13 protein-coding genes are annotated in these 14,985 nt (G+C 43.7%); 2 read left to right on the top strand and 11 right to left on the bottom strand.

The genetic code is table 11. The annotated features are described in order from the left end of the window. Positions 1-92 precede the first annotated feature (92 nt). Positions 93-2,111, bottom strand: a complete 2,019-nt coding sequence (locus tag LJ658_RS00080; RefSeq protein WP_230544408.1) for a thioredoxin domain-containing protein — start codon at positions 2,109-2,111, stop codon at positions 93-95. Between the two features lie 194 nt (positions 2,112-2,305). Here LJ658_RS00080 and LJ658_RS00085 point away from each other — a divergent pair, with 194 nt between their 5' ends. Then, the gene (locus LJ658_RS00085) at positions 2,306-4,279 is read left to right on the top strand and encodes a M1 family metallopeptidase (protein ID WP_230544409.1); all 1,974 of its coding nucleotides are present in this window, start codon (positions 2,306-2,308) and stop codon (positions 4,277-4,279) included. Between the two features lie 216 nt (positions 4,280-4,495). Continuing rightward, a complete protein-coding gene (locus LJ658_RS00090) occupies positions 4,496-5,449 on the top strand; it encodes a hypothetical protein (RefSeq protein ID WP_230544410.1) in 954 nt (317 codons plus the stop codon). Positions 5,450-5,510: 61 nt separating this feature from the next. Here LJ658_RS00090 and LJ658_RS00095 read toward each other — a convergent pair whose 3' ends face one another. The 10 genes from LJ658_RS00095 to LJ658_RS00140 form a co-directional block, all read right to left on the bottom strand. Beyond that, the gene (locus LJ658_RS00095; RefSeq protein ID WP_230544411.1) at positions 5,511-6,032 is read right to left on the bottom strand and encodes an HAD family hydrolase; all 522 of its coding nucleotides are present in this window, start codon (positions 6,030-6,032) and stop codon (positions 5,511-5,513) included. Between the two features lie 5 nt (positions 6,033-6,037). Beyond that, positions 6,038-6,280, bottom strand: coding sequence for a Fe-S cluster assembly protein IscX (gene iscX, locus LJ658_RS00100; RefSeq protein ID WP_230544412.1), 243 nt, complete (start codon positions 6,278-6,280; stop codon positions 6,038-6,040). A 92-nt stretch (positions 6,281-6,372) separates the two neighbouring features. Continuing rightward, positions 6,373-6,705: a 2Fe-2S iron-sulfur cluster-binding protein gene (locus tag LJ658_RS00105; RefSeq protein ID WP_230544413.1), complete on the bottom strand. Its 333-nt coding sequence runs from the start codon at positions 6,703-6,705 to the stop codon at positions 6,373-6,375. 19 nt (positions 6,706-6,724) lie between these two features. After that, positions 6,725-7,507: a Rossmann-like and DUF2520 domain-containing protein gene (locus LJ658_RS00110; protein WP_230544414.1), complete on the bottom strand. Its 783-nt coding sequence runs from the start codon at positions 7,505-7,507 to the stop codon at positions 6,725-6,727. Between the two features lie 93 nt (positions 7,508-7,600). After that, on the bottom strand, positions 7,601-10,078 hold the full coding sequence (gene ccsA / locus LJ658_RS00115; RefSeq protein ID WP_230544415.1) for a cytochrome c biogenesis protein CcsA: 2,478 nt from the start codon (positions 10,076-10,078) through the stop codon (positions 7,601-7,603). Positions 10,079-10,088: 10 nt separating this feature from the next. After that, positions 10,089-10,499, bottom strand: coding sequence for a cytochrome c maturation protein CcmE (locus LJ658_RS00120; protein ID WP_230544416.1), 411 nt, complete (start codon positions 10,497-10,499; stop codon positions 10,089-10,091). 101 nt (positions 10,500-10,600) lie between these two features. Next, positions 10,601-12,319 carry a gliding motility-associated C-terminal domain-containing protein gene (locus tag LJ658_RS00125; RefSeq protein ID WP_230544417.1) on the bottom strand — a complete coding sequence of 573 codons (1,719 nt, stop codon included), beginning with the start codon at positions 12,317-12,319 and terminating at the stop codon, positions 10,601-10,603. A gap of 155 nt (positions 12,320-12,474) precedes the next feature. Next, positions 12,475-13,911, bottom strand: a complete 1,437-nt coding sequence (locus LJ658_RS00130; RefSeq protein ID WP_230544418.1) for a Glu/Leu/Phe/Val dehydrogenase — start codon at positions 13,909-13,911, stop codon at positions 12,475-12,477. A 153-nt stretch (positions 13,912-14,064) separates the two neighbouring features. Next, the gene (locus tag LJ658_RS00135; protein WP_230544419.1) at positions 14,065-14,274 is read right to left on the bottom strand and encodes a CcmD family protein; all 210 of its coding nucleotides are present in this window, start codon (positions 14,272-14,274) and stop codon (positions 14,065-14,067) included. A gap of 1 nt (position 14,275) precedes the next feature. Next, positions 14,276-14,977, bottom strand: a complete 702-nt coding sequence (locus LJ658_RS00140) for a cytochrome c biogenesis protein (protein ID WP_370632938.1) — start codon at positions 14,975-14,977, stop codon at positions 14,276-14,278. Positions 14,978-14,985: the final 8 nt, after the last annotated feature.

The raw sequence follows: 14,985 nt of genomic DNA on the forward strand, positions 1-14,985 counted from the left end.
CATGAGTGATGACTCATGCCAGTTTCATTAGAATAATTTATTCGATCGTGGTAAAATATTGGCACCCATGAGTGCTTTTTCTGCTTATTATATTAAATGTTTGTGGCACCAATTTGTTTTAATGCTTCCGCGATATTAGCCGCCGGTAAACCGCAGGTTTTATCTTTACATATAAAAAGCTGCGTTTTGTCGCTAAACTTGTCCTGCAGCAAAGGTAAACTTCCTTTTTTACCGCCCAAGATAATTTTATTAGGAATATAGTTTTTTTCCATTTCTATACGGAACGGCTCTGCATTATCGCCAACTATTGCCACCTCATAAGTACCAAAAACCTCTTCCAATAATAACATGGCCCAGTTTGAATAAGCCGATCCATACTTTGCCATATGCGGCATGATATTGCGTAACTGCTGTGCTGATATCTCCAGATACAGCTCATTGTCAAACAGCAAACCCAGTTTCTTCAGGTTACGTGCCATCACCGAGTTTGATGCCGGGATAACCCCATCCATAATTTCAGATTTACGGGCTATTAACTGCTCGTCGTCATCCGCGGTAAAAAAGAAAACCCCACTGGTTTTATCATAATAACGGGTGATGGCGCTATCGGCTAATTTTACGGCATAACTGAGCCATTGCTCATCAAAAGTTACTTCATATAGTGCGATAAAGGCATCTATTATATTAGCGTAATCATCCAGGAATGCTTCAGCCCGCCGCTCTGTTTTAGCAAGAGGGTCGTATACGCGGGCTATACGGTCTCCTTTTATTAAATTACCGGTAATAAAGTTTGCATTTTTTAGGGCGATGCTTAAATATTCGGCTTTATTAAATGTGCGGTACGCTTCGCAAAGGCCTTTCAACATCAAACCGTTCCATGAGGCCAGGATTTTGTTATCCAGCCCCGGGCGGATCCGTTTGCTGCGCGCCTCCAACAGTTTTTTGCGTGATGCCGCCACGCTCCCCAGCATTTCATCAAGCGGGATACCTATGGCTTCTGCCAGGTCAGCATCTTTGCCGCGCTTAAACAGGATATTGGTTTGCTCCTCTTCCCAGTTTCCCTCGTCGGTGATATGATAATAAATACAAAACAATTGGGCTTCGGCGCCCAATATCGCATCAACTTCCTGCTTATCAAAAATATAGAACTTCCCTTCTACCCCTTCACTATCCGCGTCAAGTGCCGAATAAAAGCCTCCCTCCGGCGAAAGCAACTCGCGCACCGCAAAATCCAGCGTATCAGCAACTACCTGTTTATATAATTCGTCAGGCTGCCAGGTATATGCTTCGGCGTACAGGCTGATTAGCTGCCCGTTATCATACAGCATCTTTTCAAAATGCGGCACATGCCATAAGCCATCTACGCTGTAACGGGCAAAGCCGCCGCCTAAATGGTCGTAAATACCGCCGTCGGCCATTTTTTGAAGTGTAAGCTTAGCCAATCCGCCAATTTCTGCATCCTGAAATAAGTGGGCATAACGCATCAAAAACTGCCAGTTATTCGGCATCGGGAATTTGGGAGCAGTCCCTAAACCGCCCTCTGTTTTATCAAAATACTTTTTCCAGTTATTAACAATCAGTTCCAGGTCGGCCCGTGTATAATCGGGCTGCGTCTCCACAAAACCAATCGATTCATATTTTTGGATTCCCTCGGTTAAGCGGGTGGCATATTCCAGCGCGTCCTCAGGCTTTTGTTTATAGTAATCGGCGAGGTTAAACAACAGGCTTGTCCAGTCATTTTTACGGAAATAGGTGCCTGCATAAATCGGGCGCTGATCAGGCAGGCAAATACAGTTAAGCGGCCAGCCACCGCGCCCGCTTATTAACTGCACCGCGCTCATGTAGATCTGATCAACATCCGGGCGCTCTTCTCTATCCACTTTTATGCACACAAAAAACTCGTTCATTACCGCGGCTACCTGCTCGTCCTCAAAGCTTTCATGCTCCATAACGTGGCACCAATGGCAAGCCGAGTAACCAATGCTTACAATGATCAGCTTGTTTTCGTCTCTGGCTTTTTGCAGTGCCTCTGTGCCCCAGGGATACCAGTTAACAGGGTTATTGGCATGTTGCAGCAGGTAGGGTGAGGTAGAGTTAGCTAAGCGATTCATATGGCAAAATTGCAATAATAAAATCAATAGTATTTACAGGGAATTGTTTTTAATTGATATCAACAATTACCCGTTTTTATTTCATCCCTGCCTGAGACGGGCACCATGTTCTAAACGTATTTAACGCGCTGTTCGGCCTGATTATGCAATAACATTTAATTTCGCTTAATTTGCCCTTATAAATTAACTGATCAATGCATTATATAAAAAACTACCTGCTTGTTGCATGCGGCTTACTTACTGTTGCCCTTACCGCATCGGCACAAGCTCCGGCCGACACTGTTAAATACAATCACTCGGACCTATTTGGACCGATTACCTGGCCAACAACCAGCAATGGCACCCGCTCTGCAGCAGGTAAACCCGGGCCAAATTACTGGCAAAACCGCGCAGATTACCAGATCCACGCTACCTTAAATGAAGCCGCGCAGGATACTACGATCACCGGCGACGTAACAATAAGCTATACCAATAACAGCCCGGATAATATGAATTACCTGTGGCTGCAACTGGATCAGAACCTGTTCAGGCCCGACTCGCGCGGAGCCGCGGTTACCCCATATACAGGCGACCGCTTTGACGTTAAAGGCTTTAGCCGCGGCGGTATTACTATCGCATCGGTTTCTGTTACCTATAAAGGTCAGACCTATACCGTTACCCCTGTTATTACTGATGCCCGCATGCAGGTGCGTTTAAACAAACCACTGGGTGCCAATGGCGATAAAATACAGGTAAAAGTAAACTACAGTTTCTCGATCCCTTATTACGGTGCCGACCGTATGGGCCGCAAGCTGTTTAAACAAGGTATGGTTTATGAAATAGCACAATGGTACCCGCGCATGTGTGTTTATGACGATGCCGAAGGCTGGAATACACTGCCTTACATGGGCCTTGGTGAGTTTTATTGCGAGTACGGTGATTTTGATTACTACATCACCGCCCCTGCCAACATGATCGTAGTAGGATCAGGCGACTTGCAGAATGGCAGCGAGGTGTTAACCCCAACCCAGCAAAAACGTTTGGCTGAAGCGCGTAACAGCGACAAAACAGTAACTATCATATCAGACAACGAAGTTGGCGAAGCCGCTACCCGTCCGTTCAAAGGTTCATTAACCTGGCACTTTAAAATGGATAATACCCGTGATGTTTCATGGGCAGCCTCAACTGCGTTTATCTGGGATGCTGCTAAGGTTAATTTGCCATCCGGCCGTAAATGTATTTCGCAATCGGCCTACCCTATTGAGAGCGCCGGCAACAATGCCTGGGGACGCTCTACCGAATACCTGAAAAACAGCATTGAGATCTACTCGAAAGCTTATATCGAATATCCCTGGAACTCGGCGGTTAACGTATCGGGTGTTGCTTTAGGTATGGAGTACCCCGGCATTATCTTTTGCTTAAGCGGGTTAAAAAATGGTGGTTTATGGGGCGACGTTACCCACGAGATCGGTCACAACTGGTTCCCGATGATTGTTGGCAGCAACGAGCGTAAATATATGTGGCAGGATGAAGGCTTTAACACCTTCATTAATGAATACTCAACCAAAATGTTTAACAATGGTGAGTACGCCCCGAGAGGCGCAGATAACAGGGCGCAAAGCATACTAAGAAGCTACATCAAAAGTAACGACCCGTTAATGACGCCGTCAGAAGCTATTGGTTTGAATGATTACGGGCAATATTATAACAAAACCGCCTTGGGTTTAGACATGCTGCGCGAAGTGGTATTAGGCCCCGAGCGTTTCGATTTTGCTTTTCATGAATACATTAAAAACTGGGCCATGAAACATCCGTTGCCTTATGATTTTTTCCGCGCGATGAATGATGCAGCCGGTGAGGACCTGAACTGGTTCTTTAAACCCTGGTTCTTTACGACCTGGAAACTGGACCAGGCTGTTGAAAGCGTAACCTACGAAGCAAACGATCCTACCAACGGCGCCATTATCACTATCGTTAACAAAGAAAAAATGGCCATGCCGGTTGACCTGAAGATTACCCAGGCCAATGGCAAAACCGAGTTATTGAAGTTGCCGGTGAACGTTTTCCAGCGTAACGGCACCTGGAAGTTTAAATACCCGTCAACCTCGGCCATAAAAAGCATCGTGATTGATCCGGATCATTTATTACCGGATATTGATCTGAAAAATAACATTTACAAAGCTGAGTAACTATCGGGCCCGATTAGCCTGATGGATAATACAGAAAGCCTTCAAGTCAATAACTTGAAGGCTTTCTATTTTTAATAACACCGAAGGCCTGGCACAACCCTGTGAGTATCTTAATTTTAGTTTAACCAAATGTGTTGAATATCATATTTTAATAATTTGTTTTTAAGGATATTTGGTTAGGTATTATTTATAAAAAAAACAAGAAAGCGAATAAGCATGAGGTTTTCTAAGTCCGCAGTAATCAAATCAATTATAGCCGGCAGCATATTAATTTGCCTGTCGGTATGCGATACACAGGCTCAACAGATCAATCGTTTTAACCCCGACACGCTCCGTACCATCGTAATTGACAGCAATCTGGTGAATATTAAATCTCACCGGTTAAACGCACAGGATTTTATTGATGCCATGCTGGCCGATACCGGTTTTTACCTGGCCTTCCGCAACATGAAAAACTACGCTTTTGACGCCGAGAACCGGGTGTATACTTACGACAAAAAGAACAAAGTTGCGGGTAAGATCTATCGTAAAATACATCACAGCAATATCAGGGGCGTGCATAAAATGGAGTTCCTGGCTAAACGGGACAGCGGCGAGGTTTATAAAAAGAACGGCAAATATGAATTATATACTGTAGAGATGTTCGACTATATTTTCATGAACGCCAATAACTCCGACTTTGTTAAAAGCGATTCGCCGATTGGCAACGGCAAAAACGAAGGTTATAAAGCCAAACTTAAAACTTTAATTTTTACACCTGGCCGCAGGGTGCGCGGCATACCCTTCATCAGCAGTAAAACTGAGATCTTCGGCCCCGATTTGAAACAGTTTTACACATACCAGTTTGCACGGGGCACTTATCTGGATACCATACCTGTTTACCGCTTTAAAATAACGCCCAAACCCAGTACTGCAGATGATGATGTGATGATTAAGGAAGTAACCACCATTTTTGATATACGTACCTTCCAGATACTGGGCCGGTACATCGACCTGAAGTTCCATAACTTCCTGGTTGATTTCGATGTGCAGATGAATGTTGAATGTAATAATTTTGACGGCCAGCTTTTACCCGTAAAAATAAGTTACCAGGGTAATTGGGATGTGCCATTTCATAAAGAAGAGCGTGCCAGCTTTTTAATAGTCCATAAAAATTACGTAAAAGAGTAACACCGCTAATAACAGTGCAGCAGTACCTCCGGGGTGATTTGCTGATTTATCCTTCAGCTTATTACCAGCTGTAAGATTCCTCGCTCATCCACTTATCTTGCACTTTAAGCACTTTCTCTATCACATCGCGGGCGCAGCCCTTGCCGCCTCCAAGCGGGGATACATAGGCGCTTAACGCTTTAATTTCTTCAACAGCGTCCGCAGGGCAAACCGGTAGGCCGGCCAATTTCATTACTCCCAGATCAGGTATATCGTCACCCATGTATAAAACATTAGTGGCCCCGATATGCTTTGATTCAAGGTAATCTTTAAACTTATTCACTTTTACATGGGCACCAATAAATACGTCGGTAATGCCCAGGCTGTTTAAACGATGGATAGCCGTTTTTGAGCGGCTGCCAGAAATGGCGCAAACATTATAGCCGCACTTAACAGCAAGTTGCAATGCATACCCGTCTTTTATATTAAAGGCGCGGCTTTGCTCGCCGGTCTCGCTGACAAAAACAGAACCATCTGTTAATACGCCATCCACATCAAAAATAAAGGTGGTAATATCTTTTAACTTACTTAAAAAAGTTTCCATCCCGGCTATTGATTATCGCGCCATTCATAAACCCAGGCCGACTGGATCTGTTCCAGATGGCCCTCGGTTGATTGCTCGCGGGTGCCCTTAAAATTAGGCAGCGAAAGCACCCATTCTAATAAATCGGTAAAACGGATGCGGTATATTTTTGATTCGTTGAAATCATCGCCGAATTTCTCATAAAGCGACATGGCAATGTCTTCATGATCGTTCCAATATATCGGAAGCGCAAATTTATCGTCTGTCATTTTGTTATGTTATACGTGGTACGTTTTACGTAATACGTGTAAATTTATATATCGGGAAACGTATTACGTAAAACGCAATACGTAAAACTCCGTTAATGTCCTAAAAACTGAGATTGATCTGGCAGCGTAACTTCAATGTCTCCGTCAATCATTACACATTGGCAACCTAATCTTGAGGTAATGCGTGGATTAACCGCGCGGTCAATAAAGTCTTCTTCCTTATCAGAAATTTCCTGAACGTTGTCCATTCCTTTATTAACATAGATATGGCAGGTACTGCAACCGCATACGCCACCGCAATTATGCTGCAGCTCAATGCCATTCTCCAGGCAAACATCCAACACAGATTCTCCTTCGGCTATAGGCAGTTCAACAGATTCGTGGTCCGCTTCCTCAAAGTTTATCTTTACTTTAAAAATATTCATTTTGGCAAAAGTAACAAAATTACTTATCCCTGCGCGGGCCATTATCCATTTTGATAATACCCTGACTTAATAAAGAATATAATTGCTGCAAATCCGGACTGTTTTTTAATAATTGCAGATGGTTGTTCATCGTAATTTCATCGCCGCGTATGGCTGGTCCGGTTTGCATAGCAGCGGGTAAATCGGTTTGCACCTTTTGGGCGGTTTCCAGTATCAGCGGCCTGATCAAATCAAAGTCCAGTTGGTGTTGCGCCAAAATTTGCTGCGCGATGGTATATAGATAGTTGGGGAAATTATTAGCAAATACAGCCGCCAGGTGCAGCGTTTTGCGCTGTGCGCTATTTATAGCATAAACGTTGTTGCTGATAGTTTGTGCCAGTTGTGTTAATTCTTTGGCAATAACTTCATCCGCAGCTTCTATACATAGTGGTACGGTCCTGAAATCAACCTCCCTGGTTTTGCTAAAAGTTTGCAGTGGATAAAAAACACCTACCTGGTCAGAAAAAGCCAGTAATGCATACAGATCCGTAGCACCCGAGGTATGCACCATTAATTTTTGAAAGGGGGCCAATTGTTCGGCTATTATACCAATTGCATCGTCTTTAACAGAGATCACAAACAGGTCAGTTTCGGGATCGATCTGGGTCAGATCATTAACCGGCTCAGCCTTTACATGATAAGCCAGCAATGCAGCGTTTTGCATATCGCGGCTATAAACCTGCACAATGCGGTGGCCGGCGTTTTTAAACGCAGCTGCCAAATGTGTGGCTACATTGCCCGAACCAATGATGGTGATGCGCATAAAAACCCCTCTAAATCTCTCCGAAGGAGAGACGCAATATGATTATTTATTATCTTATTCAAAGCCCTACCTTTCGAAAGGCCGGGAGGTTGATTACGTAGTCTTCAACTCCTTATTCCTTCTAAAAATAGAAAGCAAAATACCAATCACCATAATAATAGTACCAGCCCACAGGAAGTTAATATCAGGGAACTGTATGGCGCGCATTACGATCCATTTTTTAGCGCTCTCCGGTTGTTGATACAGGGTGATCTCTACCTTACCTTTTTGCGGCAATACTTTGGTGAAACGCAATTTTAAACCGGCATCTTCAACCTTGCGGGCAAAATCAAAAGCATTGCTATTACGGATCATGTAGATAGGTTCTGCGTCATACGTTTTGCTGTTAGCTACAATATGTATCCTGGCACCTATAGCGACATCCTTACCAGTCAGCGCGATATCCTGCAGATGATCAACACGGCCAATGCTGGTTAGGGTAGCGTAACCTTCTCTGAAACGGATAGTATCACCAACGGCAACCTCGTAGGTTAAAGGGGCTTCATATTTTTTATCCTCGTCGGCCTCGTCATGCCCTGCAGCTTCACCGCCCTCGCCGATTTCAATGGCGTTTGACATGTTAACGTGGGTATATAAATCACTAAATAAATAATGTTTGGTATCCGGCGATGCGATCAGGCCCATTTTGGCATTAGCCTGGGCATTGGGTTTTAATAAAAACTCTTCGGTAACTTTGCCGTTGGCATCAATTACCCGGTAGTTTACCTTAAAGTAGTGATTTGGCGGAGCTACAGAGTCGCCTATATAGGTTACTGTATATTTACCCATTACCACGGGTTTATTTTTGTAAAGGATAATATTTTCGCGGGGATTATTTTTTGATTTGGCAAAATCGTCAGAAAACTGCTCGCCGGTGGTGTTTTCTGAAATTACCTTGCTGGTTCCGGCAGATATCAGCGCGCCCACCATGATCAGTCCGAAACCAATATGTGCCACTGCCGATCCGGCCAGTTTAAGCTTACCTTTAAACGCATCGATTAATACCTTACCATTGGCTAATATAGAATAGATGGCGCCAACCATTATCAGTATAAACACAAACTTCAATTTGTTGGCTCCTGTAAAATAAACTATCGGCAGCGTAATTAAACCGGCAACCAGCAAATAAACCAGGGTTGATATAAAAAATTTGGCGCCGTCTGTTTTCTTGTATTTTAAAAACTGGGTAAAGCCGGTTAATAAAGTAACTACTACGGCAAACGATGCCTGTACGATGTTATAATGTTTTACCGGGTCAGACGGCGGAGCCAGCTTGGTACCGAACATCAAATTCCAAACCGGGATAGATGATACCACCACCAGGTGGAAGCATGAAAGGCCTAAAAATACCGACCCTACAAACATCCAAAATTCGCGCGAGTAGGTTTCTTCATCCTTCGTGGTGCGCGGCAGCTCTTTCCAGCGGATAGCCAGCATAACAACGGCCAGTACCAGGAAGATAACCACATCGGCCACCAGGTGCCAGAACATGCCGGCGTCTGTAAACGCATGCACAGAAGTATCGCCCAGCACACCGCTGCGGGTTAAGAACGATGCGTACAATACCAGCACAAAGCTCATTAAAACCAAAATTGTAGCAGTGATATAGGAGTGGCTGGTATTTTTATAAACGATCATGACGTGTACCGCGCCAACCAGGATCAGCCATGGAATAATTGAAGCGTTCTCCACCGGATCCCACGCCCAAAAACCGCCGAACGACAAGGAATCATAAGCCCAGAAAGCGCCCATGATAATACCAGTGCCCAAAATCATCATGGCAAATAAGGAGTATGGGATAGCTGGTTTGATCCACTCTTTATAACGTTTTTGCCAAAGGCCCGCTATAGCATAGGCAAACGGAACTATCATTGATGCAAAACCTAAAAACAAGGTAGGCGGGTGTATCACCATCCAATAGTTTTGCAACAGCGGGTTCATACCGTTACCGTCTTTGATATAAGTTAAGTAGTTATGATACAATGCCGGGTTTGCCGCAAATGCCGGCGCGTTTGCTTTCAGGTCGATAGCCTCGCGCAGCAAAATAAACGGCGATGTGCCGATGCGCTGCCCAAATATATCAACGCCGATAAGCATGGTAGCCAGGATAGCTTGTGATAATGATACCACCGCCATCACCGGGTTTTCCCAGGATTTGGCTTTCCATATTAAAATGTTACCTAATACGGCCTGCCAGAACGTCCATAACCAAAAGCTACCCTCCTGCCCGTCCCAAAAACTGGATATGATATAATGGGTTGGCAACGCTCTTGAAGAGTGCTCCCAGGCATAGTAATATTCAAAAAGGTGATTTAAAATGATGTAATACAGGCACACACCTATGCCTATAACAGCAATGGTATTGATATAGGCGCCCAAACGGCCCAGGCGTTTCCACGAAGTATCAAGTGGGTTGGTAGTTGCAAAATAGTAGCTTATTGCCGCAAACAGGGCCGAGCCAAATGCCAAAATAGTAAAGAACTGGCCCAGGTGGCCCGGTAAAAGGTGTTCGCCTTTAAAAGCTGTATCCATTAAATAATTGTTATATGCTGGCCTGTTTAGCTTTGGCCTCTGTAATTTCTACTTTGTCCTGGGTGTATTTTGACGGACATTTCATTAATATTTTTGACGCATGAAACTCATTACCGCGCATTTGCCCGGTTAATACAATTTGTTCTGAACGCTCAAAATCCTGCGGCTTGCTGCCCGTAAATACCACCTTACACTCCTCGCCTTTATTATCTTTCATGTAAAACGAAAAATAATTGGCATCCCTGGTAGCATCGTAAAAAAGTTGTTTTTGTTTGTTAAGATGCCCTACGATATGCAATTCGTTACTCGTATTTTGGGCATCTTTAAACGAGCCATAAGTGCTTGAGTTTGAATAAACACTTATAATAACCGCTATAGCTATGGCTATAACAACGAGGCCAAATATGGAAGATTTTTTCATTGACGGTTTATTTCCTGTAATTCAAGGTTACAAAAATACAAAACGTACAGGTAATAATGTTTATTACTAAGGATATATATTATTTAGAACTAATCTAAACACTAACGTATAATGGAGATGGAACCGCTTTTTTTAATGGGTGCATGATAGTAAGTGTCCATACCGTCAAAGATCCAATAATAGGCGCCCGCCGGTAACGCATGCCCGTTGAGGTTACCATCCCATAACCCAGCCCGGGATTTAGCGGTGTACACTAACTGGCCATACCTGTTAAAAATATTGATATTATTAAATTGTACAAGGCCCTCAATATGCAAAGCAAAGTAATCATTAACGCCGTCGCCATTTGGAGTGAAGACATTAGGCGCCGTTACTACATACGGCGGAGGAGGTAAAACTTTCACGTCGACAGATGTTATCAGCTCACATCCCGATTCATTGGTAACTTTTATAAAATAAGTACCGGTTTTGTTAATTGCTGTATAATTAATTAAGGGGACAGTACACGAAGCGTCGCTAAAATAACCATAACTCTCACCGGATTGCGCCTCAAAAGCTTTGGTAATATCAACAGTTGCGGGATAAGTAACCGGGGCCGGTTGGTTGACATTGATAACAGGCGATATCAGTTTTACCTGTATTGATTTAGTATTGCTGCACCCGTCGGGGCTTAAACCTTGTATAAAATAAGTGCCCGGTAATACTATTTTTTTTGGATCACGGATATTTACGGTTTCAGAAGCATCTGTGAAATAATTGTATATCAAACCGGGTGTACTGCCTTCAGTAACCGAAGGGGCAGTTAGGTCTACCCCCGTTTCGGGACATCCCGTAATGGACGGCACAAGATTTAATTTATAAGGACTATTAATTTTGTTTACCACGGTGTATAAAACGTCCGGACAACCCAGGTCGGGGTAAGGCGTAATTTTAAGCGCGAACTCAGACAGATCCGGCGGCGGGGGGTAAATTTCCAGGTCCCTGGCTGTACCCAATAGCTGTGTCAGGTCTTTATTATACCATTGATAAGCTGCAAAACCTATAGGGCCTTTTAAGGTTACGGATTGCGCTCCCTCACAATAGGCGTTCCCCGTAATTGGTTTTGATGATTTACCCTCATCAATATCTAAATAAGCATAACCAAAATGTTTTTGAAAGGTGCAATCGTTAGTTGTAAACTCAAGGCGTATGATCTTACCTATATAAGGCGTCAGATCAAAGGTGGCTGATGACCAGTCTTTATAAAAAACAGGAGCCGACGTACCATCACTATCCGTTAAATTCCGGGGGGATAACTTGAAGCCGGGCAATGCTGTACCCGCTACAAAATCAAATGCAGGGCAATCTGCATATTTTTGCGCTGATACGTCATAAATACGCGCGGTAAAACGGGGCTGTTCATAGTTTTTATGAACGGGATTTTGTAATACTACCGCATAATTAAATGTTATGGCATAGCCCAATGGTGAATCGCTGGCTACAAAAAAGGTATAACTTACACTTTCCGCCTGAGCGTGAGCTTCATCATTGCCCAGCCTGATGGAGTAATTGCTTCCATTTGGACATACAACCGGAAAATAACCGTAATAGTCTAGTTTTTCGGCAGCATTTTGCTTACTAAACAAGGTGTGCCGCCCGTCAACAGGCGCGCTGGGATTAAGCGTAATGGTGCTTGTTGCAGTTTGGTTGTCAGCTGTTACTGAACCTATTGCGCAGTTCCAATGATTAAAAGATCCGTCCTCAAAGCCGATATTTGGTGGCAATTGAGCAAACGAACGGATACTCATCAGCAAAAACAATATCAATAAGCTCTTACACACGGGGGCTATCCTGAAAAGTGAATTTAAGAAATATACGTTTATAACCGGCAATGATTTAGTTATTACGTGAGCACTTAAAAAAACGTTGCTTTAGCAAAAAGGGCAGACATTACGGCCCACCCTTTATTTTTTCAATATCGACTTAGGACGTTCTGCTACGGCCAGATACCCAGATTTTGATAAGACACCGCAATTTTATTGATAACCCCCACTAATGCTGCGGTACGCATGCCGTCAATTTTTTCGTTGTTCTTATAAATCTCGCGGATCTCATGATAAGAGCGGATCATGGTATCTTCCAAACCAGAGTTTACCAGCTCCAGCTCTGAAGCGCCTTTCACAATTGTAGCGCGTTGCAGCGGCGTTAAAGCCAGGCCGGTAATGCCTTCAACCATATTTACCAGGTTCAGGTTCGAATTTTCTTCAAACCGCCTGTTAATACGGCCAAATGCCACGTGCGAGAGGTTCTTTAACCACTCAAAATACGATACCGTTACACCGCCGGCATTGGCATACATGTCGGGCACAACTATGCCACCCATCTGGTAAAATATCGTTTCGGCTTCGGGGCTGGTTGGACCGTTGGCGCCTTCAACAATAATTTTTGCTTTGATATTGCGGATATTATTAACCGTTAACTGATTCTCCAAAGCGGCCGGAACCAAAATATCACATGGTTGCTCCAGTCCTTCCATGGTATTTTTAAATTCTTTTTTTGCTCCGGTATATCCCAAGATAGATCCCGTGGCTTTACGGTGCTGGAAAACGGCTTCAACATCCAATCCGTCTTCATTATAAACCGCGCCTTCAAATTCACAAAGGCCAACTATCAGGGCGCCAAATTCTGAAAGAAACTTAGCCGAATAATAGCCTACATTACCCAGGCCCTGAACAATAACTTTTTTGCCTGATATGCCGGGTGTTAAACCTATTTTTTGCATATCCTCTGCAACCCCCACACATTCTCGGGCTGCAATGGCCACTCCCCTGCCGGTGGCTTCGCGGCGGCCGGCTATGCCGTGTAAGGCAATAGGTTTACCGGTAACGGCACCCATGGCGTCCAGCTGCCCGGGGTTCATGGTAGCATAGGTATCGGCGATCCAGCTCATCTCGCGCTCGCCCGATCCGTAATCCGGCGCCGGTACATCAATGCTGGGGCCGATGAAGTTTTTCTTGATCAGCTCAACTGTATAGCGGCGGGTAATATTTTCCAGTTCCTGTACAGTATAATTTTTTGGATTGATCTTAATGCCGCCTTTTGCCCCGCCAAACGGTACGTTCACGATAGCGCATTTATAGGTCATTAACGCGGCAAGCGCCATCACTTCATCCTCGTTAACCATTTCGCTGTAACGGATACCGCCCTTGGTTGGCGACTGGTGGTGCGAGTGCTCAACGCGCCAGGCGTCAATTACTTCAAAACTATTGCCGCGGCGTATAGGGAAACGGAAACGATAAACGCTGTTACATGATTTTATCTGGTCTAGTAAACCGGCATCATGCTTGGTAAATTGTGCTGCATAATCAAAATTGCTGCATACATCAGCAAAAAAGTGGGTGTCCTGATTAGCGGCTGAATTATTTGTAGCCATAAATTGTTGTTGATAAATATGATTTTCTTAATAAACGGTGCAAATTTGATACAAATTTTATCAATATCGCAATTTATTATTCCCGAATACCGATACTTATCGTAACAACGGTATAAAAACTATGTTTAAACAACAATAGCTTATTTTTTTCGGCTATTTTTCTTTTTCAATTTTTTTAAGTCGTCTGTCTATCGCGAACAAATAGATAGCCAATCCGATAAAAATTATAACGATTGTAGCTATAACAACATATATTTTTCCCGAACTGCGAAAGGCGTCGGCCATCTCGACAGATTGAGCCGGTTGCGCAAACACTGTTACGAAAGATAGTAAGAATAATATTAAGATGATTGACTTCTTCATGTTAGTTTATGCTGTTTCTTTTGTTTTCAATTAAACGGATGCGGTAGCGTAAAGTTGCTATCCAGATAGCCATAAAGCTCCAGCCAAGCATTGCGGGGTAAAAGGCCAGTTTCATTCCGTTATCCAGATCATACTTACCAAACGCCGGGTTACCGCCGCTACCTGGGTGTAATGAATCAGTCATCCTGGGCAAAACAAATATCAGCACCACCATGATAGGGAACGCAAAAATATTGTAGATAGCCGATATTTTGGCCCGCTTTTGTTCTTCGTCGATTGAGTTGCGTAACACAATGTAAGCGCAATACAGCAAAAAAGCTATGGCCGCGCTGTTTTGCTTAGGGTCACCGCTCCAAAACTCGCCCCAGGTATATTTTGCCCACATCATTCCGGTTATTAAACCCAATGTATAAAAAACCAAGCCGGTGTTTACACATTCAACCGATGCCAGATCATATTCCTCTTTACCGGTGTTCAGATATTTAACACTAAAGAATACGGATATGGAAAACACAGAAAGCATCCCCATCCACATCGGCACATGAAAATACAGGTTACGAATGGTTTCATGTAATACCGGCAGCCTGGGTACAGGCAGTATTAAGCCGGTAATAAAAGTAGAAAGTATCAGCAAAACCACTATAACCTTCCACCAGGTTTGATATATAAATTTCATGTTGATCTGTAGGGCAAATGTAGTAATTATTTAGA

The organism is Mucilaginibacter sp. UR6-11, from assembly GCF_020880695.1.
Taxonomy (GTDB): Bacteria; Bacteroidota; Bacteroidia; order Sphingobacteriales; family Sphingobacteriaceae; genus Mucilaginibacter.